This is a genomic window from Pseudomonas sp. JAI111 (assembly GCF_024809425.1).
In the GTDB taxonomy this organism is placed as follows: Bacteria; Pseudomonadota; Gammaproteobacteria; order Pseudomonadales; family Pseudomonadaceae; genus Aquipseudomonas.
The window spans coordinates 136,768-159,497 of record NZ_JANUCB010000001.1; the positions used below are offsets into that span (position 1 = coordinate 136,768).

Annotated in this window: 22 protein-coding genes and 7 pseudogenes; 13 read left to right on the forward strand and 16 right to left on the reverse strand. The window is 58.0% G+C overall.

The window, feature by feature from the left end; all coding sequences use genetic code 11:
* Nucleotides 1-286 precede the first annotated feature (286 nt).
* The 10 genes from argE to HNR03_RS00680 form a co-directional block, all read right to left on the reverse strand.
* Nucleotides 287-1,444: an acetylornithine deacetylase gene (gene argE, locus HNR03_RS00635; RefSeq protein ID WP_222585766.1), complete on the reverse strand. Its 1,158-nt coding sequence runs from the start codon at nt 1,442-1,444 to the stop codon at nt 287-289.
* On the reverse strand, nt 1,441-2,595 hold the full coding sequence (locus tag HNR03_RS00640; RefSeq protein WP_222585765.1) for an FAD-binding oxidoreductase: 1,155 nt from the start codon (nt 2,593-2,595) through the stop codon (nt 1,441-1,443). The genes argE and HNR03_RS00640 overlap by 4 nt, the downstream gene beginning before the upstream one ends.
* Nucleotides 2,592-3,968, reverse strand: a complete 1,377-nt coding sequence (locus tag HNR03_RS00645; RefSeq protein ID WP_222585764.1) for an NAD(P)/FAD-dependent oxidoreductase — start codon at nt 3,966-3,968, stop codon at nt 2,592-2,594. Before HNR03_RS00645 ends, HNR03_RS00640 begins: the two co-directional genes overlap by 4 nt.
* A complete protein-coding gene (locus tag HNR03_RS00650; protein WP_222585763.1) occupies nt 3,950-4,258 on the reverse strand; it encodes a (2Fe-2S)-binding protein in 309 nt (102 codons plus the stop codon). Before HNR03_RS00650 ends, HNR03_RS00645 begins: the two co-directional genes overlap by 19 nt.
* Nucleotides 4,255-6,096, reverse strand: a complete 1,842-nt coding sequence (locus HNR03_RS00655) for an ABC transporter ATP-binding protein (protein WP_259150079.1) — start codon at nt 6,094-6,096, stop codon at nt 4,255-4,257. The genes HNR03_RS00650 and HNR03_RS00655 overlap by 4 nt, the downstream gene beginning before the upstream one ends.
* 1 nt (nt 6,097) lies before the next feature.
* The gene (locus tag HNR03_RS00660) at nt 6,098-6,973 is read right to left on the reverse strand and encodes an ABC transporter permease (protein WP_259150080.1); all 876 of its coding nucleotides are present in this window, start codon (nt 6,971-6,973) and stop codon (nt 6,098-6,100) included.
* A complete protein-coding gene (locus HNR03_RS00665) occupies nt 6,970-7,926 on the reverse strand; it encodes an ABC transporter permease (protein ID WP_222585760.1) in 957 nt (318 codons plus the stop codon). The genes HNR03_RS00660 and HNR03_RS00665 overlap by 4 nt, the downstream gene beginning before the upstream one ends.
* Nucleotides 7,927-7,971: 45 nt before the next feature.
* Entirely contained in the window at nt 7,972-9,609 is a 1,638-nt protein-coding gene (locus tag HNR03_RS00670) for an ABC transporter substrate-binding protein (RefSeq protein WP_259150081.1), read from the reverse strand.
* Between the two features lie 93 nt (nt 9,610-9,702).
* On the reverse strand, nt 9,703-10,977 hold the full coding sequence (locus tag HNR03_RS00675; RefSeq protein ID WP_222585758.1) for an FAD-binding oxidoreductase: 1,275 nt from the start codon (nt 10,975-10,977) through the stop codon (nt 9,703-9,705).
* A 43-nt stretch (nt 10,978-11,020) separates the two neighbouring features.
* Complete coding sequence (locus tag HNR03_RS00680) at nt 11,021-11,689, reverse strand: haloacid dehalogenase type II (protein ID WP_222585757.1); 669 nt, start codon at nt 11,687-11,689, stop codon at nt 11,021-11,023.
* A gap of 995 nt (nt 11,690-12,684) precedes the next feature.
* Here HNR03_RS00680 and HNR03_RS00685 point away from each other — a divergent pair.
* The 7 genes and pseudogenes from HNR03_RS00685 (at nt 12,685) to HNR03_RS31805 (ending at nt 16,746) form a co-directional block, all read left to right on the forward strand.
* Nucleotides 12,685-13,542 carry a GNAT family N-acetyltransferase gene (locus HNR03_RS00685; protein WP_259150082.1) on the forward strand — a complete coding sequence of 286 codons (858 nt, stop codon included), beginning with the start codon at nt 12,685-12,687 and terminating at the stop codon, nt 13,540-13,542.
* A 61-nt stretch (nt 13,543-13,603) separates the two neighbouring features.
* Entirely contained in the window at nt 13,604-14,311 is a 708-nt protein-coding gene (locus tag HNR03_RS00690; protein ID WP_259150083.1) for a cupin domain-containing protein, read from the forward strand.
* A 237-nt stretch (nt 14,312-14,548) separates the two neighbouring features.
* Nucleotides 14,549-14,899: a hypothetical protein gene (locus HNR03_RS00695; RefSeq protein WP_259150084.1), complete on the forward strand. Its 351-nt coding sequence runs from the start codon at nt 14,549-14,551 to the stop codon at nt 14,897-14,899.
* Between the two features lie 263 nt (nt 14,900-15,162).
* A pseudogene (locus HNR03_RS00700) lies at nt 15,163-15,276 on the forward strand (DNA-binding protein); the annotation flags it as partial.
* 231 nt (nt 15,277-15,507) lie between these two features.
* A pseudogene (locus HNR03_RS31795) lies at nt 15,508-15,690 on the forward strand (hypothetical protein); the annotation flags it as partial.
* Between the two features lie 58 nt (nt 15,691-15,748).
* Nucleotides 15,749-16,053, forward strand: a pseudogene (locus tag HNR03_RS31800) (hypothetical protein).
* Between the two features lie 456 nt (nt 16,054-16,509).
* Complete coding sequence (locus tag HNR03_RS31805; RefSeq protein WP_405046027.1) at nt 16,510-16,746, forward strand: hypothetical protein; 237 nt, start codon at nt 16,510-16,512, stop codon at nt 16,744-16,746.
* Here HNR03_RS31805 and HNR03_RS00715 read toward each other — a convergent pair.
* Nucleotides 16,730-17,122 (reverse strand): hypothetical protein, encoded by a 393-nt coding sequence (locus tag HNR03_RS00715; RefSeq protein ID WP_259150086.1) that lies wholly within the window; start codon nt 17,120-17,122, stop codon nt 16,730-16,732. The genes HNR03_RS31805 and HNR03_RS00715 overlap by 17 nt on opposite strands.
* Nucleotides 17,123-17,197: 75 nt before the next feature.
* On the opposite strand from HNR03_RS00715, the gene HNR03_RS00720 reads away from it, so the two are divergent.
* Nucleotides 17,198-17,494, forward strand: coding sequence for a hypothetical protein (locus HNR03_RS00720; protein ID WP_259150087.1), 297 nt, complete (start codon nt 17,198-17,200; stop codon nt 17,492-17,494).
* Here HNR03_RS00720 and HNR03_RS00725 read toward each other — a convergent pair.
* From HNR03_RS00725 to HNR03_RS00735, 3 genes and pseudogenes are all read right to left on the reverse strand, one after another.
* Nucleotides 17,470-17,556 (reverse strand): annotated as a pseudogene (locus HNR03_RS00725) (lysis protein); the annotation flags it as partial. The gene HNR03_RS00720 and the pseudogene HNR03_RS00725 overlap by 25 nt on opposite strands.
* A gap of 384 nt (nt 17,557-17,940) precedes the next feature.
* Nucleotides 17,941-18,111: pseudogene (locus HNR03_RS00730) on the reverse strand (lysis protein); the annotation flags it as partial.
* Between the two features lie 220 nt (nt 18,112-18,331).
* The gene (locus HNR03_RS00735; RefSeq protein WP_222585751.1) at nt 18,332-18,553 is read right to left on the reverse strand and encodes a hypothetical protein; all 222 of its coding nucleotides are present in this window, start codon (nt 18,551-18,553) and stop codon (nt 18,332-18,334) included.
* 64 nt (nt 18,554-18,617) lie between these two features.
* On the opposite strand from HNR03_RS00735, the pseudogene HNR03_RS00740 reads away from it, so the two are divergent.
* The 5 genes and pseudogenes from HNR03_RS00740 to HNR03_RS00760 all read left to right on the forward strand — a co-directional run.
* Nucleotides 18,618-19,331, forward strand: a pseudogene (locus HNR03_RS00740) (tyrosine-type recombinase/integrase); the annotation flags it as partial.
* A gap of 48 nt (nt 19,332-19,379) precedes the next feature.
* Nucleotides 19,380-19,820, forward strand: coding sequence for a hypothetical protein (locus HNR03_RS00745; RefSeq protein WP_259150089.1), 441 nt, complete (start codon nt 19,380-19,382; stop codon nt 19,818-19,820).
* Between the two features lie 303 nt (nt 19,821-20,123).
* Complete coding sequence (locus HNR03_RS00750; protein ID WP_259150090.1) at nt 20,124-20,306, forward strand: hypothetical protein; 183 nt, start codon at nt 20,124-20,126, stop codon at nt 20,304-20,306.
* Nucleotides 20,307-20,441: 135 nt separating this feature from the next.
* Nucleotides 20,442-20,903 (forward strand): annotated as a pseudogene (locus HNR03_RS00755) (hypothetical protein).
* Nucleotides 20,900-21,277, forward strand: a complete 378-nt coding sequence (locus tag HNR03_RS00760) for a hypothetical protein (RefSeq protein ID WP_259150092.1) — start codon at nt 20,900-20,902, stop codon at nt 21,275-21,277. The pseudogene HNR03_RS00755 and the gene HNR03_RS00760 overlap by 4 nt, the downstream one beginning before the upstream one ends.
* Before the next feature lie 394 nt (nt 21,278-21,671).
* Here HNR03_RS00760 and HNR03_RS00765 read toward each other — a convergent pair whose 3' ends face one another.
* Together HNR03_RS00765 and HNR03_RS00770 are read right to left on the reverse strand one after the other, a co-directional pair.
* Nucleotides 21,672-22,181: a DUF2971 domain-containing protein gene (locus HNR03_RS00765; RefSeq protein ID WP_259150094.1), complete on the reverse strand. Its 510-nt coding sequence runs from the start codon at nt 22,179-22,181 to the stop codon at nt 21,672-21,674.
* 266 nt (nt 22,182-22,447) lie between these two features.
* Nucleotides 22,448-22,702, reverse strand: a complete 255-nt coding sequence (locus HNR03_RS00770; protein ID WP_259150095.1) for a hypothetical protein — start codon at nt 22,700-22,702, stop codon at nt 22,448-22,450.
* Nucleotides 22,703-22,730: the final 28 nt, after the last annotated feature.

Below are 22,730 nucleotides of genomic sequence, written 5' to 3' on the forward strand. Positions count from 1 at the left end.
GTCGAGTCCTGATCCGAGACACGTTCCAGTCTAGGGTGGTGCTTCGGATGAGGATGCTGAAAGCGCCATTTGGGCGGTGTTGGATGCTGAAAATCGGGGTGGGACGGCAGGCTCTACCGAGGGGATACAAGGCCTGTCAGACAAACGCAAAACCCTGTGGGAGCGAGCTTGCTCGCGATGAGGGCCCGACATTCAACATTGATGTTGACTGATAGTCCGCAATCGCGAGCAAGCTCGCTCCCACACTTGATCTCTGTTTGCCCTAGAACCTATCAACACCACCGTCCTACAATTTCAGGGAACCGAGCAACCCTTCAAGAAACCGTTCCCCAGCCTCCATCTGGCTGATCTCGATAAACTCGTCCGGCTTGTGCGCCTGTTCAATCGACCCCGGCCCGCAAACCACCACTGGCACATCCAGACGTTGCTTGAACAACCCGCCTTCGGTACCAAACGAAACCTTGGATGTACCGGTATCCGGCGCGGCGAAGCTCTTCAGAAAGCGCACCGCTTCGACGCTCGGATGGGTGTCGAGGCCGGGGTAGACGTTCAGGGTTTCGATCTCGATGTCCGCAACACTGGACAGGCGCTTGGCCTCACGAACGATCACCTCTGCACGCTCTCGCATCTGTTCCAGAAACTGATCCAGATCGTCGGCCGGCAAGTTGCGCACTTCGAAATCCAGGGTGCACAGGTTCGGCACGATGTTCAGAGCTTTGCCGCCGACAATTTGTCCGACATGCACGGTGCTGTAGGGCACGTCGTAGTCCGCATCCTGGGCGCCCTGCTCTTGCAGTTGGAGCTGACTTTGGCGAAGTGCCGTGATGAAATCGCACGCCACGTGAATAGCATTGACCGAGCGCGGTGCCAGGGAAGAATGCGCTTCCAGGCCACGACAGTAGGTGCGGTAGGAGCCCTTGCCCTTGTGCCCGAGCACGAATTGCATGTTGGTCGGTTCACCGATCATGCACAGAAACGGCCGAACCGGTGCCAGGTGCAACACGTCCAGCAACCGACGCACGCCGACACAACCGATCTCTTCATCATGGGACAGCGCCAGTTGCAGCGGCCGGCTCAGGGAATGGTCGGCGGCGTCGAGCATCGCGTCGATGGCCAAGGCGATGAAGCCTTTCATGTCGCAACTGCCGCGACCGTAAATTTTGCCGTCCTGTACCGTCGCCTGGAACGCTGGAAAGGTCCACGCCTGCCCCGCCGCCGGCACCACGTCGGTATGCCCGGACAGCAGAATTCCTGGCAACTCTCGCGGGCCGGTGCTGGCGAACAGATTGGCTTTTCTGCCGGTTTCGTCCTTGACGATCAGCGACTCGATGCCCTTGGTCAGCAGCAGGTCGCGCACGTAGTCGATCAAGGCCATGTTCGACTCCGACGACACGGTGTCGAAGGCCATCAAGCGTTTGAGGATATCCAGTACACGGGGTTTCATGAGGCCATGCTCCGTTGCTCGGCTGAAAGGGCGAATCGGCGAATGGAGAACGGCTCAATCGACGTGCTGGTGCTGCCGGTGCTGATCAGTTCGGCCATCACGTCGCCGACGCCCGGGCCGAGCTGGAAGCCGTGACCGCAGAAGCCGAACGCGTAGAACAAGCCGTCGACGGTGCCACTCGGGCCCATCACCGGCAGGGAATCCGGCAGGTAGCCTTCGATGCCACTCCAGACCCGGATGATGTTCAGGTTGCCGACACCCGGCAGCAGGCGGCGCATTTGATTGACCTGGTTGAGGATGCTGCGCGGCTCCACGTAGGCCCGGCGATTGAGCATGTCCGGTTTACTGCGATATCCGCCACCGATGACAATGTTGCCGCGAGGGATCTGGCGGAAGTAAATCACTTCCTCGGGAATCTTGGTGTACACGCCGATCACTGTTGGCAAGGCGTAAGGCACCGGTTCGGTCACGGCCATTTGGGGGCCGTGGGTGTCCAGCGGCACCGGTTCGCCGAATTGCAGTGACAGCTTCTGCCCCCAGGCCCCGGCGGTGATCAAGAGTTGTGCGGCGCTGAACTGGCGACCGTCAGTGGTGGTGACGCTGAACTCGCCACCGACCTTTTGCACCTCGGCCACTTCAGTCTGCTCCTCGATCTGCGCGCCGAGACGCCGTGCCGCCCGGGCAAACGCAGGGGCTGCCAGACGCGGATTGGCGTGGCCGTCGTGGGGCGCATAGGAGCCACCCTTCACATCCGGCCCGAGGAATGGAAAACGCCGATGCAACTCGGCACCGCGATAAATCCTCAGATCCAGTTGCGCCGCCTCAGGCGCTGCGGCATAGGCCTCCAGCTCGGCGATTTCATCTTCGCGATAACACACACGCATGTGGCCGCTGGCGATGAACTCAAGGTCGTCGTCGATCAGCTCCGGCAAGCGCTTCCACAGCGCCCAGGAACGGTTGGCCAATTCCAATTGGCCGAGATACCGTCCCTGACGCCGGACATTGCCGAAATTCACGCCGCTGGCGTACTGACCAATCTGGTCGCGCTCCAGCAGGATGACCGATTGCCCACGCCGGCGCAGGAAAAACGCTGCCGCCGAGCCCATCAGGCCACCGCCGACGATAACGACATCGGCTTTATGTACGGTCATGGCGACACCTCCTCGGTGAGCATCGAAAGGGGTTTGACCGGCGCCTGGCTGCGTTGGCGTCCAACCTGTTGCACGCTGACACCTGCCGCTGCAGCGATCACCTCCGCACCGGCCTGGGAGCAATAACGGCCCTGGCAACGGCCCATGCCGACCCGACTGAATGCCTTGGCCCGATTGACTTCGCAGGCGCCCTTCTCGCTGACTGTGCGGCGCAGTTCACCAACACTGATCATCTCGCAACGGCAAACGATGGCGGTGTCCGGCAAGGCTTTGGCATGTTCGGCTGGCCAGGGAAACGCCTGGGCCAAACCGAGGCGGAACTGGTCCATCACCGCCAAGGCATGGCGTTGTTCATCGCGTAAACCGGCGTTCACCGGTTGGTGCAGGTCTTCCAGCAATGCCATGGCCACCAGGCGTCCGGCGTGTTCAGCGGCGTCCGCACCTCGAATCTTCGAACCATCACCCGCGGCATACACACCGCTGACCGACGTCCGGCCTTCCTCATCAACCGCCAGCCACCATTGGCCTGACGCCTCGTCGAAGCGCATGCGACAACCGGCCAGGTCCGCCAGCTGGGTTTCCGGGCGCAAGTGATATCCCAGCGCTAGCGCATCACATTCCACATTCAACGTCTCGCCGCGAGCCGTTTGCACCCGCACGCCACTGACACCACTGGCCGCATCGCCCAGCACCTGTTGCGGCTTGATGCCGAGGTGCACCGGAATCTTCGCCCGATATAGCTGCGCTAACAGTTTCATCCCGGCGAGCAGTAATCCTGGACGCGCCAGCAGTTTCGACAATGCACCGATACGTTTGCTCAGTGGTGACGTGTCGAGCACCGCCGCCACCTTCGCACCCGCCTTGACGTACTGACTGGCGACCAGATACAGCAACGGTCCGCTGCCCATGAACACCACGCTGCGGCCAATGGAAACTGCCTGGGACTTGAGCGCAATCTGCGCCCCGCCGAGGCTGTAGGTGCCCGCCAATTGCCAACCTTCAATCGGCATCAGGCGGTCGGTGGCACCGGTACAGAGGATCAGCGCATCGTAATCCACCGTCGAGTGTTTGCCCTGGCTGACGCAGCACAACTGCCTCGGTGTCAGGTTCCACACCAATGTGTCCGGGCGGTAGTCGATCCGTTCGCGCAGGTGATCAAAACTTTCGTGCAGGTCCCGAGCCTTGGCCGCTTCGGTGCCGTACAGCGTGGCGTAATCCCTGGTGAAACCTTCGGGCTGCCGACGATAGATCTGTCCACCATCGCGGCGATTCTCATCGATCAGGATCGGCTTGAAGCCCGCTGCCAACAAGGTCTCGGCACAGCGAATACCCGCCGGCCCGGCACCAACGATGACTATCCGTGCAGTGGCCATGTCGCCTCCGGTTGTGTGGTGACGATGTCCAGCCCTTCACGGACCTCATTGGAGCAAGCACGCAGACGCTCGCCACTGCGGGTCCAGACCCAGCAATCCTGGCAAGCGCCCATCAAACAGAAACCCGCGCGCCGGCCGGAATCGAACTCCGATTGGCGCAACGCGTTGCCCTGGGTCAGCAATGCCACCATCAGGGTGTCGCCCTGCAACGCCTCGATGGGTACACCGTCCACCTTCAAACTGATGGTTGGCCGGCCCTGCTCGGCCAGCCTCACAAAACGCCCCTTCATGCATAGGCTCCCTGAGTCATGGTGATCAAATCCAGCTGGGTTTTCAGCAACTCGGCGCTGTCATGATGGCAAAGGATTTCACTACCGCCATCAATGGTCCGGCGGTTCGGCGCCGTGCTATTGCACAAGCCATCGACCCGCACCGGACAGCGGCTGAGAAAGGTGCACAACTCCGGCACATTGGCCTTGGCGCCAATCGGCGGCAGCGTGCCGCAGGTTGTGCTGCAGGTTTCCAGCCAGCCTTGACGCAGTTCCGGCACCGAATGGATCAACAGGTCTGTGTACGGATGGAAGGGTGCCTGGGCAAATGACTGGCGAGTGCCGGCCTGGACTTTGTGGCCGCTGTACATCACCACAATGTCGTCGCATAGCGCCCGCACCGTGGAGATGTCGTGGCTGATGAACAGATAGGAAACCCCCAGCTCCTGACGCAGGTCGCGCAGCAGTTCAAGAATGGCTGCTCCGACCACGGTATCCAGCGCCGAAGTCACCTCGTCACAGAGGATCAGATCAGGTTTTGCCGCCAGCGCCCGGGCCAGGTTGACCCGTTGCTTTTGACCGCCAGACAGTTCATTCGGGCGCCGTTCGGCCAGGGTTCGGGGCAAGCGCACCAGGTCCAGCAACTCGCCGATACGCTCACGCAACGCCGCGCCCTTAAGGCCGAAATACATCTTCAGCGGCCGGCTCAGAATGGTGCTGACGCTGTGCATCGGGTTGAGCGCGGTGTCGGCGTTTTGAAAGACCATTTGGATGCGGCGGAACTGTTCGTCGGTGCGCTCGGACAGGCTGCCGCCCAGTGGCTGACCATCGAAAGTCAGCCCACCGAGGGCCGGTGTCAGCAACCCCGCCACTACCCGCGCCAGGGTCGATTTGCCGGACCCCGACTCACCGATCACGCCGATGGCCTGGCCCCGGCGCACAGTCAAGTCGATATCTTCAAGCACGCGGATCGCCGGCATGCCGTGCATGTCCTTGTTGCCGTAACCGGCGGTCAGGCCCTTGATGGTCAGCAATGGCGTGTCTTGCGCCATATCGCAGGGCGGGCGAATCGTCGTATCCGGCCGCGCCGCCGCCAGCAGACTGCGGGTGTATTCATGGGCAGGGCCTTTGAGCAACGGCGCGGTAGCGCTTTGTTCGAAGATCTGGCCGCCGTTGAGCACGACGATCTGATCAGCCATCTGCGCCACCACCGCCAGGTCGTGGGAAACATAGACCGCCGTCGCCCCGCGCTCACGCACTACACGCTTGAAGGCTCGCAGCACATCGATCTGGGTAGTGACATCGAGGGCCGTGGTCGGTTCGTCGAGCACCACCAGCAACGGATCGCTGATCAACGCCATGGCCGCCATCACCCTTTGCAGTTGCCCGCCAGACACCTGGTGCGGGTAGCGTTGGCCGATATTGTCCGGGGCCGGCAGCGCCAGGTCGCGGAACAATTGGATGGCTTTGGCTTCAAGCTCTGCCCGAGTGCCCAGGCCATGTATCAGCGCGCCCTCCACCACTTGGTCGATCAACTTCTTTGCCGGGTTGAACGCTGCCGCCGCGCTTTGCGCGATGTACGACACCCGGTTTCCGCGCAGTCCCTGCAATTCTTTTTCACTGAGTGCGAGCATGTTGTGCTCGCCGACCTGCACCACGCCGCCGGACAACCTGCAGCCGCGTCTTGCATAGCCCAGCAACGCCAGGGCGATGGTGGTCTTGCCGGAGCCAGACTCGCCAATCAACGCCAGCACTTCACCTTTTTCCAGGGCGAAGCTCACGCCTTTGACGATTTCCGTTTCGCCACGCTCGCCACAGGCGACCACACGCAAGTCTTGGACTCGAATCAATTCACTCATTTCAATGACCTCCCGTACGGCGACTACGTCGGGACGACAGTCTGTCGATAAACAAATTCACACCGATGGTCAGGGTGCCGATGGCCAGCGCCGGAATCACGATGGCCGGCGCGCCCTGGTTGAGGCCGCCGATATTTTCCCGCACCAGCGAACCGAGGTCGGCATCTGGAGGCTGCACGCCGAGGCCAAGGAAACTCATGCCGCTGAGCAGCAACACGATGAAGCCAAAGCGCAGGCCAAGGTCGGTCAACACCGGATTGAGCATGTTGGGCAAAATTTCCACGCAAGCGATGTACAACCGACGCTCACCACGGGTACGGGCCACTTGCACGTATTCCAGCGCCTCGATGTTCACCGCCATGCTGCGCGCAATGCGAAACGCGCCGGGGGTGAAACTCAATACGGCAGTGCAAATCAGCAAGGTCACTGAGGAGCCGAAAGCCGAGACCATGATCAATGCCAGCATCTTGCTCGGGATCGAAATAAACGCATCCATCAAGCGACTGATCACTTCGTCCAGCCATTTGGGCGAAACCACAGACAGTAGCGCGCAACTGGTACCCAGGCCGCTGGCCAACATCGCCGCGATCAACGCCAGACCAACGGTGAACCGTGCACCTACGAGGATGCGACTAAGCATGTCACGCCCAAGGTAATCAGTGCCGAACGGGTAAAGGGCGCTGATGCTGTCGAAGACATTATCGGAGACCACTTCGCCCACCGGGTGTGGTGCCAACCACGGGCCGAAGATCGCCACCAGCAACCAGATAACGCACATCGCAGCCCCGATCAGACCCAGCCAGCCCGGGCCATGAGCCCTCTTGCCAGCCGACAGATCGGGGGTCGCAGGCGTCGATTTCACAATGAGATTGTTCATTGGTTTCTCAGCCTCGGGTTAGACAGAATCGCGCAAAGGTCGGCGAGTAGCACCAGCCCCAGGTATGCCGTACAAAACAGCATGGTGCAGGCCTGAACCAGCGCCATGTCACGGTTGGTCACGGCATCGACCATCAGGCTGGCGATGCCGGGATAGTTGAAGATCGTCTCGACAATCACCACCCCGCCCAGCAGGTACGACAGGCTCAGGGCGATCGCGTTGGCAATTGGCCCTATGGCATTGGGCAAGGCATGGCGCAGCACGATGCGCATCGGGCTGACGCCTTTGAGCCGAGCCATTTCCACGTAAGGGCTGTCGAGCTGGTCGATCACCGCAGCCCGGGTCATCCGGGCCATTTGCGCGACGATGACGCAGCACAGCGTCATCACCGGCAAGGCGTAAGTGCGCATGAATTGCCAGGGTGAGGTGATGTCGCTGGCATAGGACAGCGCCGACAACCAGCCCAGGTTTACCGCAAAAATCAGCACCGCCAGGGTCGCCACCAGAAACTCCGGGACGGCGACCATGGCCAGGGTGAAAAAGCTCAGGAAGCTGTCTATGCGGCCACCGCGCGCCATCGCCGAGCCGATGCCCAGAATCAATGCCACCGGCACCGACACCAGCGCCGTAGCGGCCGCCAGCATCAGGGTGTTCGGCACGCGGCCGGCCATCAACTCGCTGACCGGCATGGCGTTGGACACCGATACCCCCATGTCACCGCTGAGCAGGTTCATCAACCAGTGCAGGTAACGCAGCACACCGGGCTGATCGAGCCCCAGTTTCAGGCGCAGCGCCGCCACCTGTTCCGGCGTGGCGAACTGTCCGAGGGATTGTTGCGCCGCGTCCCCCGGCAGGACCGCCGTGATCGCAAACACGACCATGGACACGATCAACAAAGTCACGATCGCGGCGCCCAGACGCCTCCCGATCAACCACAGTGTGTTGCTATTCATCGCCTACCCTCCTGCACTGTCCTTGACGTACCAACCGAGCATCCATCAAGCGTCCAGCCAGACCTGCTCAGCGAACATGTAGCCCATGAAGCCGCCCAGCGGGTTGCTGCCGTAGCCCTTGACGCGCTGGTCGACACCATCGATGTTGCTGATAAACACCGGTACGCCGATACCACAGTGGTCATGCACCAGGGTTTGCATGTCCGCGTACATCTTGCTGCGTTTGGCGTCGTCGGTTTCACCACGAGCGAGCATCAGCAACTGGTCGAACTGATCGTTCTGCCAGCCGGATTCGTTCCACGGCGCTTTCGACTGGAAGAACTGCGAGAACATCACGTCGGCGTTCGGCCGTGGGTTGATGTTGCCGAAGCTCAGCGGGTGCTTCATCCAGTGGTTGGACCAGTAGCCGTCACTCGGCAAGCGGTTGACGTCGAGCTTGAGCCCGGCCTGTTTCGCCGACTGTTGCAACAGCACCGCGATGTCCACCGAACCGGTGGCGGCCGGCGATGCCGCCACCGGCATGCTGATGCTTTCCATGCCGGCCTTCTTCAGCAGGAATTTGGCTTTTTCCGGGTCGTAGACGGTCTGCGGCAGATCGGCATTGTAGTAGCGCGAACCCGGGGCAATCGGATGGTCGTTACCCACGACCGCGAAGCCACGGAACACCGCGGATTTGATCTGCTCGCGGTCAATCAGGTACTTCATGGCCTGGGTGAATTCAGGGCTTTTGCCGGGCAACTGATCCTGACGGATGATCAAGTCAGTGTAGTTGCCCGACGGCGCATCGACGACCCGGTGCTTGGCGCTGGCCTTGATACGCACCGTCGAGCGCGGGTTGACTTCGTTGATGATCTGCACGTCGCCCGACAGCAACGCATTAATCCGCGAGGGTTCATCGCCAATGGCGATAAATTCGATTTCGTCCAGGTAAGGCAGACCTGGTTTCCAATAGTCGGCATTGCGCACAGCAAGCGAACGCACACCCGGTTTGAACTCCTTGGCCTTGAACGGCCCGGTGCCGATTCCCTGGTTGAAGTCGGTGGTGCCTTCGGGAACGATTAACAAATGTGAAACCGCGAGCATCGACGGCAGCTCGGCATTCGGACCGCTCAGACGGATCTGTACTTCGTTGGGGCCCGTGGCCTTGATCTCGGCAAACTGCTCCGCCAGAGGCATGACCTTGGAACCCGTGATTGGGTCCTTGTGCCGCAATAGAGAAAACACCACGTCAGCGGCTGTCAGAGCCTTGCCATTGTGGAAGGTCACCTCTTTGCGCAAGGTGATCACCCAGAGCGTGGCGTCACTGGTTTCGATGCGCTCGGCCAACTCCAATTGCGGCACCATATGGCTGTCGAAACGGGTCAGGCCGTTGTAGAACATGAAATGGCGCGCGTAGTCGGTGGATGAGGAACCTTTGGCCGGGTCTAACGTATCGGCGGTGGAACTGGTCATGCCGGCGACTCGAATCCGTCCGCCCGGCTTGCCTTTGCCAGGGCTCGCGGCTTCGTCGGCAAACAGTTTGCCGGCGGCACCGAACAGGCTACCGGCGCCTGCGGCAGCCACCCCGGCCACCCCCAGCATTTGCAAGGCACTGCGGCGTGACATGCCGCGATTGAGGCCTTCGAATACTCTCAGGCTTTCTTGGCCGGAGATCAGTTTCGAGTCGATCTTGTTGTCAGTCATATCAGCTGTACCTGTCGATAATGAGAAGGCTCATGCTCGCGGTTGTCCGGAGCGTCTTGAAACGCAAACGACGGTGAAGCCACAACTTCAAATTCAATGTAAATAATCCTGGAACCGGTAATAAGCGCCCACCAGCGGCAGGAACCATGGCTTGCCGAAATGCCCGGGAATCGCCGGCCAGTCCAGTTCGCGCCAGGGGTTGGCCTCTACCTTGCCGTCCATGACCTCGGCCATGACCTGGCCCATGTGCACCGACATCTGCACCCCGTGACCGCTGTAGCCCATGGAGTGATAAACCCCACCGTGCTGACCGGCCCGAGGCAAACGGTCGGAAGTCATGTCGACCAGCCCGCCCCAGCAGTAATCGATTTTCACGTTGGCCAACTGCGGGAACATCTGCACCATCGCCGCTTGCAGCACCTTGCCGCTCTTGGCGTCGTTGACGCTGTCGGACATGGCAAACCGCGCACGACCGCCAAACAGCAGACGGTTGTCCGGGGTCAAACGGAAATAGTTGCCGATCATGCGGCTGGTGACATAGGCACGATGACCGGGCAGTAATTGCTCGATCAAAGACTGCGGCAGGACTTCTGTGACAATCACAAAACTGCCCACCGGCACGATCCGCCGCCGATACCAGCCCAGCCCGCCGTGCTGACAGGCGCCAGTGGCGAGCATCACTTGTCCGGCGTGCAGCGAACCTTTGCTTGTGTTGACCTGATATCCGCCAGCCCGGGCTTTCCAGTCCATTACCGAGGTGCCTTGATGAATGAGCGCACCATGTCGTGCCGCCGCTTCCGCCAGGCCGACACCGAAACGCCCGACGTGCATCTGCACACCGTTGCGTTGCAGCAAGCCACCGTGGAACTGCGCCGAACGCACTTCAGTGCGGGTCTGTTCGGCGCTTAGCAACTCGACATCGGCATCGACTTCCCGGCGAATCAGTTCGCAGGTTCGTGCCAGTCCTTCGTAGTGCATCGGCTTGGCTGCCAGTTTCAGCTTGCCGTTACGGATCAGATCGCAGGCGATTTGCTCCTGATCTACCAGCGACACCACGCTCTGCACCGCACTTTCGTAAGCCTTGTAATAGGCCCGAGCCTTGTCGACACCGAGGCTGGCACTAAGACCGGCGAAGTCCTGGGCCACCCCGGTATTGCACTGGCCGCCGTTGCGTCCCGAGGCTTCACCGATCACCCGCCCGGCCTCCAGCACGACGACACTGGCGCCTTTCAAGGCCAACGCCCGAGCCGCCGCCAGGCCGGTGAAACCGCCGCCGACGATGGCCACGTCGACCTGCCCGGGCAACGCGCCGAGCTGGGCACCGGTGAACGCCGGTGCGGTGTCGAGCCAGTAGGATTCACTGCCCATGTCTAATCCGCCTATGCCAGGAAAAGTGCCATTACGTTACAACTCAAAGACCGACCAATGCCGCCAGCCCGCCGATGTCGGGGATTTGCTGGTAGCTGTAGAAGGCATTGGCAGGAACTTCATGACCACGGGCGACAAACGCCTTGTTCTTGATCTTCATGTCATGGGCCGGCATCAGGTCATAACGGAAGCTGGAGGACACATGCAAGATGTCTTCTGGGCCGCAGTTGAGGTTGTCGAGCATGTACTCAAAGGCGGCTAGACGTGGTTTGTAAGCCTGTGCCTGTTCGGCGGTGAAGACCTTATGGAATGGCGCGCCGAGCTTGTCGACGTTGGACATTATCTGGCTGTCGCTGGCGTTGGAGAAAATCACCAGGGGAATTTTGTCGGCGATTTTCGACAGACCTGCCGGCACGTCAGGGTGCGGGCCCCAGGTGGGTACGGCGTCGTAATACAGCTGGCCTTCGTCGCGGTATTCGATACCCCAACGCTTGCAGGTCCGGGCCAGGGCGGTCTTGAGGATTTCGTCATAAGGCATCCAGTCACCCATGACCTGATCCAGGCGATAGGCCGAGAAATCCTTGACGAATTGGTCCATCTGCGCCGCAGGAACACGATCAGCGAAAATCTCGCGAGTCATCGTGCCCATGTGAAAATTGGTCAGTGTACCGTAGCAGTCGAACGTAATGAATTTGGGGCGAAGAAAGCTCATTGAGTGCGGTCCTGAAGTTCGTTTAGGTCATGGCGTGACTAGCATTCGCTTCATTCGAGAAGCTGTGATGCAACGCTGCAGCACACCGTCATTACAACACCGTGAATTCAGCAGATGGCGTTAAAAGCGACCTCTACTCAATACAAACCACCGTTTTAGCCACTCCCCTCAGCAGACTTTGCGGCGCGCTCCTACCTTGGGCAAACCCCGTATTTGTGCGCTTTTATGGACCTTTATAACCCTGTACCACCCGCGCGTGCCGTCATTAACCGCAGAAACTGCGCCGGATGAAACGAAAACGGGCGCCCCCCTGAGGAAGCGCCCGTTTGCTGTGGTTTGGAGCCTGCCAGCTCTCTCCGGCTGGCCAGCTACCTGCGGGATCGCGATGTTATTGGAGGATGTCGATCAGCACCCTTTTGAAACGCAAATTGGCTTCGAATGCCAGGCCAACACGTCTTTATGTGGTCGGGTCGAAACCGCTTCAAGCGGTGCGAGAGTCTCGGCATCCGCGTCGATCAGATCGGCCCAACGACGCATGACCCGCGCCTGCTCCCCAGGTGGACGGCTAGCCAGATCACTGCAGTGAACGCCTGCCAGGCATGGCTGACGGCCTCGTCCACCAAGGTCGGCTTCGGCAATTCGACATACACCTGGTCGTCCGCACCACCTCCAGTACAGGCTGAGCATCGCGGTATTGGCCGCCAATGAAATGAGCGCTGCGCACAGCGATTAGGCGAGGATCAAAACTGTCCATGGAGCGCCCCAGATATGAGCCGGCGAGTCGTTTACTCTGTCTCCATAGTAGAAAAAAAGCCCAGGCATTTGCTGCCGACCTTGCCATGCGATTAAGTAGTAAATGTGGTCTTGCGGCCTCTGCCTCGCGGAATCTGCCGAATGTACAACACCCTCTTGTCAGTCCTTCATGCAGATGGGATACAGGCACCACCGCGCTGGAAATCCGGCCGCTCGTAAACACTTTTTAACGGAGACTCGCCATGTCCGCCTCGCAACAATCCACTTATGGTTATCGCCCTATGACGGTTGCGGATCTACCGGCAGCCCACGCGTTGTCCGTGCAATTGAAGTGGCCCCATCGGCTGGAAGACTGGGCCATGCTGCTGCGGATCAGCGACGGCTTTGTGGCGCTCGATGGCGAGCGCCTGATCGGCACCGCATTCGCATGCCCCCAGGGTGATTTCTCCACCATTGGGTTGGTGATCGTGAGCGACGCCTATCAAGGCAAGGGGATCGGACGCCAATTGATGGAACGGGCGCTTGATGCGTGCCAGCCACGCATCCCGGTTTTGAACGCAACCTTGGCCGGAGCACCGCTTTACGTGAGCCAGGGCTTCGTCGAGTTCGGTCGGATTCTGCAGCACCAAGGTCAGGCGCAAGTCCCGGCAATTACCCCATTGGCCGATGGTGAAAAATGTCGCCCACTGCATGACGCCGATAAGGCGCGCGTGCTGGAACTGGCTAACGCCGGTACCGGGCTGGAGCGCAGTACCGTGATCACCGACCTGCTCGAGGTCGTCGAGCATTCGGTAGGCATTGAGCGCGATGGCCAACTGCGCGCCTTCGCCATGTTGCGTCCCTACGGCCGGGGTCGCGTTATTGGCCCGGTGGTCTGCGAGAACCTTGAACAAGCTCAACATCTGATCGGCGTGTTACTGGCCCAAGTGCCGGATACCTTCGTGCGTATCGACATTCCGGCGGATTGTGGCTTGAGCGACTGGCTGGAAACCGCAGGCCTAAAACAGGTCGATACCGTGGCGCAAATGGCCCGTGGCACACCGCCGCAAGCCAGCAACGGCGTGCGCCAGTTTGCCTTGGTCACCCAAGCCATCGCCTGATCGCTTGCCGTGACAGACCACTTACCACCCAACACTTTTATTTGCATGGAGCGTCACCCGCATGCCCCAACCTAGCGTTTTACTGTTAGCTCGAGCCGACGGCAGTCGCGTTGTCACACCTTTCAAATCGCTGCCATTGAGTGCTGCCGATCCGTTGATTGACTGTCGTCAGGTCGCCTGGTCCGGGACCGACGGCGTGTCTGCCGGCATTGTGGCAATCGGTGATGTGCTTGATATCGATGACTTCCCACACACAGAAGTGATCGTGATCCATGCCGGTCACGTCGTGCTGAAAACCGAGGAGCAGACACTGCAATTGGGTGTCGGCGCAAGCGCAGTGATCGGTCGCGGGACCGCGCTACAGATCGAGGCACACGTCGGTACGCAATGGGTGTTTTGTACTATGACCACCGTAACTCCGACGCCCGGCCTGACCTTGCTGGATCCGCTGGCGATGCTGTCCCCTTCCTCCCCACCAGAACCGCAAATATTGATCGGCCCGACGCCGCAATGCCGTTCACGTAATGCCTTCGAGGATGCGGCAACCAATCTGCGCGTCGGGGTCTGGGACTCGACGCCTTACGAGCGCCACGGCCGAGCGCACAAGCTCAATGAACTGATGTACTTGATCGAAGGCAGCGTGACGCTACAGGGATCTGACGGATCAAGCGTTACAGTCAACGCCGGTGACAGCGTGTTCGTCGCGCAGGGCGCACCGTGCGCCTGGAAAAGCACAGGGTATGTGCGCAAGGTGTATGCAGTTAAATAGACACCAATTGGATCGCCCCTTTGGATTATATGGTCGAGACGGAGTGACTCGAACACTCGACCTCTAGCACCCCATTGCGGGGACCTTAGCGACCCAAGCTGTTGTTTAGTAATAAAAACTTCCATTTCTTAGGGTGGCAAAACATCCACTTTTTTGTGCTTATGCAAACGGAAATTGCGGCCTCCAGAGTGGGTTTTGCACACTTTTTTCCAGATAAATCTCAGGTGCCGATAGAGAATGCAGCAAGGCCTACGGCATGGTGCTGGCTCACAGTTGTCGCGACAAAATGACAGAGACATCCACTGCGCGGCCTACTACGAATTGCTTTCAGTAGCGGGTGACCAGCCCGACATAAGCCGCAAACAGTCCTCAAAAGCCTTCTATGCACTTTTGGTGCATGCTGGCGATACCCCGAAGGCTCAGGATGATGTTGCGCAGAAGTTGGTGGACTTGGGTAAAGAGACACCCGGGCCGATGACGCCAGCTAGCACTACCACGCTACGTGAAAAATACGACGCCGAATGCAAAGTCCTTCTGAAGACCGCCTGGTGCGAAGCATACAAAGATCCGGGTGCTTGTGAGGCGTAATGCCTTGGCGGTATCAGCATAGGCATCCATCATGGAGCCCGGCCCAGCGCCGGCCTTTTCGTATGTGCCTGTCACGCCATTGTCACACCGACCCAGCACAATGCAGTTAGCCAAAGGGATTTGGCCCATCTACAGAGCCCGGCCAAGCGCTGGTTTTTTCGCTGCAGCGACATGCTTTTCAAAAAGTGCTCACAGAACGCAGCGCAGATTAAGCAGACAAAAGGATTTGACCCCATACAGAGAGCCCGCCATGCGCGGGTTTTTTGTTGTTAGTCATTCCCGCTGCTAGCTTCGTCGTGGTCGCCCAGCTCAGCCCTGAGTTTACGGCTCATCTGGTTGATCGCTGGCAGGAACTGGAAAAGCAAGTTGCTAAGCCGGCTTTCGACTTCACGGCGGCACTTAGCGTGCCCTCGCACAGGCGGCGACTTCTGCATATCGCAATAAGCGGACTGGGTCCGCGAACATGAATCGTTGGCTCGTTAAGTCGGACCAGATAGGCAGTCCACAGCTCGTTGCTGATCCAACTATGGCAAATCCGCCGGCTGGCAAGGAACAGTTCGGTCAGGCGCCAATCTGTCGAAGGGTTAAATCAGTAGTCGATTGGCGCGTCTCCGCCTCTGGAAGAGGTGATCGAGCATTGCTACAAGAAGCTGCGTAATTCGGCCAATCAAAGCCAGATGGTGGCCTCTGGCTGGATCGCTATTCCCGACTCGTTATCGCTCGACGAGGTTCACGCGGCTCGGATATTTGAAGCGGTCGGAGCCTGGAATCAGGTCAAGGTAGCAGCGTGAGACGCTCCGCGCCCAACAACGAAAACGACAAACCTGGCTGGCACTGCCGGCCAGTGGCATTGGCCATAGCCAAGAGCGTTCGGCGAAGGCCGCCGAGAAGCGAATCCAGTACGACGAAAAGGAATTGCGCCACCGAGTCAGGCTCGGCACCCGGCAGAAACTTGATGAACTGATGGCCTGGAACGGCATTGAGGAAATCAACTAGGCGGTGCAGAACCTGATTTTGAACGCGCATGCGCTTGAGCCGACCCTGTCATTCCAAGCGATGGAAAGTCCGCGCCACAACGTGCAGATAAGCGAAAACGTGGCGCGGATGTTTCGGAATGAGAGTTTGCTGAGCTGAAGCGCGATCCGGGCGACTAGGTTGTCGATCCTTGTCACGCCTTAGTCGATTGAGTGAACATCCAGCCAAATGCAACAACAGCAATGATAGGTCGGATGAGATCCATAGCTGAAGCCATTCCAGAAGACACCTGTAGCCCCATTATTACCATCATCGCCAATGCCGCGAGAATTCCAAATCCTGCGATCCAGCGGAAATACCTTGGAAACATTGTATAACTCCCTTATGAAGGGGTTGCATCGTAATGGCATTTAGCAATCACTTCAATTTACTTTGGCACATCCGTTCACAGAAGCGAGTGGCCCGCCTTCACAGACCTGGCTGGACTTGCCGCCAGCGGAATTGAAGAGGCAGGCCATGGCCGAGAAGCACAACCACCCACGGCGGAAGCCTTCAAGCAGCGCAGGAAGAGGGAGAAGGACGCGGCCAAGAAAGCCGCGCTCGGTATCGAGAAATTCACGATTGAAGTGGCCGGGGTGTTCAAGTCTGACCTGCTGCGAGTGATGAAGGCACAAGGCATCAACAACCGGCAATACATTCACCAGCGGCTGCTGATCAACCTCATCGCCGCCGACTTCGAGACACAGGCCCGGATGCTGCGGAGCGCCACGACACCATTTGTCATTACCGAAGAAGTGTCACGCGAATTCCGTACCGAAAGCCTGCGCGAGCTACGTAAAGATCCGGGCGACGAGATCATTTCGCCGACATAGCCAAATTTAAAAATGACCAATCTGGCGGATTAATTAGTATCGCTGGTATCTGAGTAAATCCAGCAGCTAAGGATAGGTTGAATCGATGGTAACCGTCGCGCAGCAAGTAAATGTAATCCCCATTTATTTCAGCCAAACGCGACACTTCAACTGGCAGCACGAAGCTTTGTGATGCAAACATTTTTGCTGTGCGCTGGCTTGTATCCTCGCGCAGAGGCTTAACTGCTTCCGCCCTATTTACAGGCCTGACTGCGCTAATCAAAACCAGAAATACGCCATCGATCGTTTCGTCAAACAGGTAATGGCTGCTCGTCTGGCTGGAGCGGTCGAACCCAGCCTTCTTCAAAATGTTTTGCCCCTGGTCAATAACGTCCATCCGCCCCCCCCAGATACAGAACCCCAATAATAGCTCGCTGCATCCGGTCACGGAGGGGGGTGCCTGACCTAGTTTTTGCGTGTGCTGGCATTCAGGCTCGCCGGAAAGTCGCTACGCGCTCCGTTAGTACAAGGGGAATCGGGAGGCATAACACAGCGCGATGGTGTTGGGGCGGGCGCTGCTGGCGTGACGGCCAAGGCCGACCTCGCGGATTCAAACCGCAAAGCCACCGAAATCGAGACGAAAAGCAATTGGGAGTTGATGGCGAACAACAAGCTGATCAGCGAGTTGTGCGTAAAACTCAAAGAGTTGACTGATACTGATCCGCTGACCGGGAGAAAGTCGAATCAGCGGCTCACTTCGCGAACGTAAGCCTGGCATACAGCCAGTGCAATTAATCCTTGGTCTCCGTCGTTGGTGATACCGATAATTTGGCTGGTAATTTCTATGAACGCGACTAGGACTTACAAGAAACAATCAAACTTCGCTTCATAATCGAACTTCCATAAATGCCTGACTGATTTGCAGAGGCAACACTGCCCTGCTCTCCAGTTTGAGACAAGATGTCGTAGCCATGGCTGCCACAAATCTCTCCAGCTTTTTCAAAGCAGCTCTCCCAGCTAAAAGCTGTACCTGAGCAATTTATGGAGTAACCAACACTAACGTCCGGCATGTATGTTTTGAAAGCTGTTGTGCAGCCCGAGAGCGGGATGAGTGCAATGAGTCCTAACGATAGTGGCCGCATAACGATCCTTCAATGAAAGCCAGAGTTCTGCAGAATAGTAGAATTGAACGACTGGATCGCGCAACGCACCACTCTATTTCGTTGAGATAACTTCACTCACTCCTCTTGCGTAAGCTTGGCACGCCTGTAAAGCAATCAATCCCCGGTCACCTGTGTCGGTGATGGCGATAATTCGTTGAGCATGCGCTGGGTCAAGTCGGGCGCGCGCTCCTCCATGAACCACGCTGCTGGCGGCGGTACCAGAGCCTACGAGCAGCTTGTTCAGGTCTTCCGTTTTCTTTCTATCCCTCGCCAGGATGTGTACATCCGTCGATTTCGGAGCTGTGTGCAAAGCCTCCCAGTGGCAATGCTTGCAACCACGAGTAATCACAGAGCCGTCGAACTGCTCAATCTCGGAACTGCTTACCGAGCCATGCAACGGACACTCGAGATCAAAAAAGCGGACACGAGGCTGTCTGCAAAAATTAGAAATTCGCGCCACTCGTCACCTCCGGATACATCTCTTGCGTATGGTTCGGCAGACCGTGAAAGGCTGGGCTGGAGCTGGCACCAGTCGGCATAAGTACGTCCTGCAACCGCTCACCGTTCAGCCAGGTGGCCGCATTCGGAATGTAGCGCCCGCCGTCCTTGGTCCAGTCCTCGGAAATGCAGTGGCTGCTCAAGGCGGCGATCAGCGTCTGATGCAAAATGTCGTTCGGTCTCAGCTTCGCCCAAGCTTTGGCAGCGTCCTTGCGACCCTTTTTCTTCGGGTACCCGCTTTCATGGGAGGAGCAATCGATTCTGTTCTCCGAACTGCCAGCGCATCTGCAGATCATGGCGATGTTCAAGGTCAACACCGGCTGCCGAGAGCAGGAGGTGTGCAAGCTTCAGTGGGATTGGGAAATTGCGGTCCCGGAACTGGGAACCAGTGTGTTTCTGATCCCGGCCGGCTTTGGAGGCAGGAGCGAACGATCCGGCGTGAAGAATCGGGACGAGCGCTTGGTGATATTGAACAGCGTGGCCAAGTCGATCATCGAAAAGCGGCGCGGGCAGCACAAGCATTTCGTCTTGCCTTTCGGGATGCCGGGTGAGAATGGGAATCCGACCATGATTCACCGGATGAACGACTCGGCTTGGAAGCGAGCAAGGATCAGGGCGACCAAGAAGTAGCTCGAAAAACATCTTCGAGCACCGCACGAAGGGTTCACCAGGATCCGGGGTCACGACTTGAAGCACACCTTTGGCAGAAGGTTGCGTGCAGCAGGCGTTACAGAAGAGGATCGAATGGCATTGTTCGGGCACAAGAACGGCAGCATCACCAGTCACTACTCAGCCGCAGAGCTGGACCAACTGATTGAGGCCGCGAATAAGGTATCAGTAACCGCCCACCTTCATCAATTCCCAGAATCGGTTGTTATCGAGCGCTGGCGAACTGAACACGGCCGTGGAACTCGGCGCCGGAGACGTGACCGGCAAGTGTTCTAACTTGAGATGATGGTAGCGGCATGGTCAAATAAGCGATGGCCTTTTGCCATGGAGATCTCAGTTGAAGCAGCACCGCGGATTAATCATTTTTTTTTTGCAATGACTTTACTCTTTGCCCTGGTCCAAGTCTGGCACAAGAAAGCGGCTCCAGAGGAGAAGAAGCAAGAACTGGAACGGCAGTATGAGGGGATTGCGCACTTGATGAATGCCGTCCCACCACAAATGCCGGACGACTCGATCCGCCTTGATCACATAACATACGGTGACAGAGTCCTTCATATCCCGTTCACCCTCACGAAAGTGACGAAAAGCGAAATTGATGTTGATGCGTTCACCGTTGAGAGAAAAGAGCTACTAGTCACCGCCAGTTGTGGTGAAAAGGGTCTAGGCCCTTTTGTTAAATCAGGTCTGGTCCTCAACTACACCTTCAACGATTCAAGAAACTCACCGATAGCCGACTTTCAGATAGGCAATTCCGACTGCCTCTAAAGGTCAGCACCTGAGCCCGCCTCTCTCGCGGGCTTTTTTATGCGTGCCATACCCGCTGCTGGATCCGCGCAACTCGTAACCCCTCTCGACAAAATCCGCATGCACTCCCCTCAGCGCGCTTGTAGCCGCAGCTGAGTCCGACGACGTCACCGTGGATGCGCCACCGGTTGAAGACATTGTCGAGGTTGTAGCCCTGGGCTTCGACGTGGAGCTCGACACTGCTCGCGCCTGGCTTCGCGCCATCCGCTTCAAACCACCCTTTCCATCTGAAGGTCGACCTACCCGTCGGCCACGGAGAGCGCAATGACCGATTCAGACACCCAAGCACAAACCGGCCTCGCCACGTATCACGATCCATCGCACAACGCTGCAGCGCTCATCCTCAACCCTGGCACCATGAAGTCAATGAGCGACCTCGCGCCGATGATGTCGAAGGGCGTGACAACAGGTCGAACAGCACCTAGCAGCCGGAGGGCGCTTCTCTAGACCCGAGCCCGCTCAAATCAATCCACCGCCTGCTGAGCGCTCCACAAACATCGATCCTGAAACCGTCCTCAAGCGCCGCCGCCCCGCCATCACTGCGGCTGAGCGCAAGGCACTGCGGAAACTCGCGGAGGCATTATGAGCAAGCGCAAGGCAAACAACGGCTTGGCTCGCGCCGAACGCAGCTGCCGGGCATTGCTCAGGACGAATCATGTCGCCGTCGTGAACATCGACCCCAGCGGTGCGCAGATCATGGCGAACTGGAAGAACTACCGGCAGATCCGGAGCTTGGCGATCGCCAATGCTCTGTTCGACTTCTCCTATCGCTGGACGATTTACCTCAGCGCCATGTGTCGAGACGAGCGCGACGTTGAGTACATCAAGTCGGTGGAGATATCGCCGGAGGGCATCTACAAGGTGGAGCGCCTGACGGATGCCATCGAGCATTACTACCTGGAGCTGCGGAACAGCTGCAATCAAAACCACTTGGTTGCGTCTGGATGGATCGCGGTTCCTACGGAGGTATCACTTTAAGAGGCGCAGGCCGCAAATTTGTTTTATGCGGCCGGGGCCTGGCATCAGGTGAAGGTCGCTGCATGAGACGAATCAGCAACCAGGTGCGCCAGCGCCGACGACAGACATGGCTGGATATACCGGCCCACGGAATTGAAGAGGCAGGCAATGGCCAAGAGCAACGCGGAACGCTCAGCGAAAGCTGCAGCGAAGAAGAAGAGTTGCGGATGCATGCGTTGGCTGGCACACGACAAGTGCTGGCTGACCTGATGGCCTGGCACCAGATCGAGGAACAGGGCGAAGCAATGACCCTGGCCCTACATCATCTGCACGCACTTGGACCGGTTGGATCAGCGCCTTTCTTCTCGCCGCCGCGACACGAAATCACTATCAGCGAAAACGTATCGCGGAAACTGAAAAAGCTCGGCATAGCTGAGAGAGATCCTGATGAAGACGAATAGCGTCCGGAGCTTCTTCGCTGTTAGCACTTGTGATTAACGAACTCAGACATGGGATGTTTCTCAATCGCCCACCTCGCGAGCTCGCCTAATTGTCCACCTTCATCTTTGAAAATATGCGCGGTTCGGGGTGAAATCACAGGGCTTCCCACCAGAGGGCCTTTAAATTTTATTAATTCATATCGGAATGCGTAGTCCCAATTTGCGATTGCAGCCAAGCTGAGCTCTATATCGGTACTCTTAACCAAGTCCCATACCAGTCGCTGATTTTCGATACTCATACGCTCGCCGATGTACACCGCTTTGATACATTCGCGAGGAAGATCCATAGTCACAATAGGAAAGTTCGAGGTCTCGCTATCAGCAACGTTGCAGTCAGATAAGGACCGGACTAGTCTTACTTCTCGCTCATAACTCCAGACGTTTGACTTAACGCACAGGTCTGATATCGGCACATGACGGTCAAAAAATCTTCAATATTAAATACCGGCCTACGTTTCTGGTATTTAACTGGGTTTAATCCAGTAAAGAAATCGTGCGACTCATCAAACTCTATGATTGCGCCGGCGTAATCCTGGGCGTAATGCCCCCACATCAAAAGACTATCCGGATTTCTACTCAAGCAGAGAATACCCAAACTTCGATTCAAAGAACTGACGATTTTACGGGCCTGAATGTCACTACGATGCTCCTCAGGACCAGGGATGTGGCTTCGATCAATACCCTTCCGTCTAGGGCTGGTTACACAAAATGAAAAACCGCGTTCCTTCTCTTCAATATCAGCAGGAATAATAAATTGAGGAAGTAGCTCGAAAGGGTCATTGAACGCGCCGGGCTGTGTGAACTTGATGCTGCCTTTGAGAATTCTCAACGCTGTCCCGGCGGTGACATATTTGTACAAAGCCACTTGCAACACTCCTTGATCCGACCCCATGTCGGTCCCCCCGTAATACCCCAACCCAAACCAAATTGCCACCACCGGTCACGGAGGGCGGCAACCGCGGCGCTCGGACGATTCGCCGGCCAGATGGAACAACGGTAAGCATCGACACCGAACGAGGCCGCTACACTGGTGAAGTGGAAGCAGCCCGACAAGAGATGGCAATCCTGCCGCACGGTGAAAGCGAGTGCCAGGCGGTGCAGCTCGACATCTTCGCCTGATCCGCTCTCAGATTAAGCGTCAGGATCAGGCCCTAGAATACGGTCGATGTCTGCCTTAGCCAGCTCTATGCCGTGGTCTCTTGCCTGCTCGAATGAGCTGTATTTCGCTTTTTCACGAGAGGCAATAACAGGACTGTCTGCGCTATCAACAGTAACTCTCAGGCCTTTTGGTACCGGATCGTCGTCAGCGCCCCACTGAAAATCAACTTTCGCCTTAACGCCGCGATGCTCGCAGTCAATTGGCCACGGCCGATCTACCAAAACCATTTCACTCTCCTTCCGTCTCCGTGCCGGG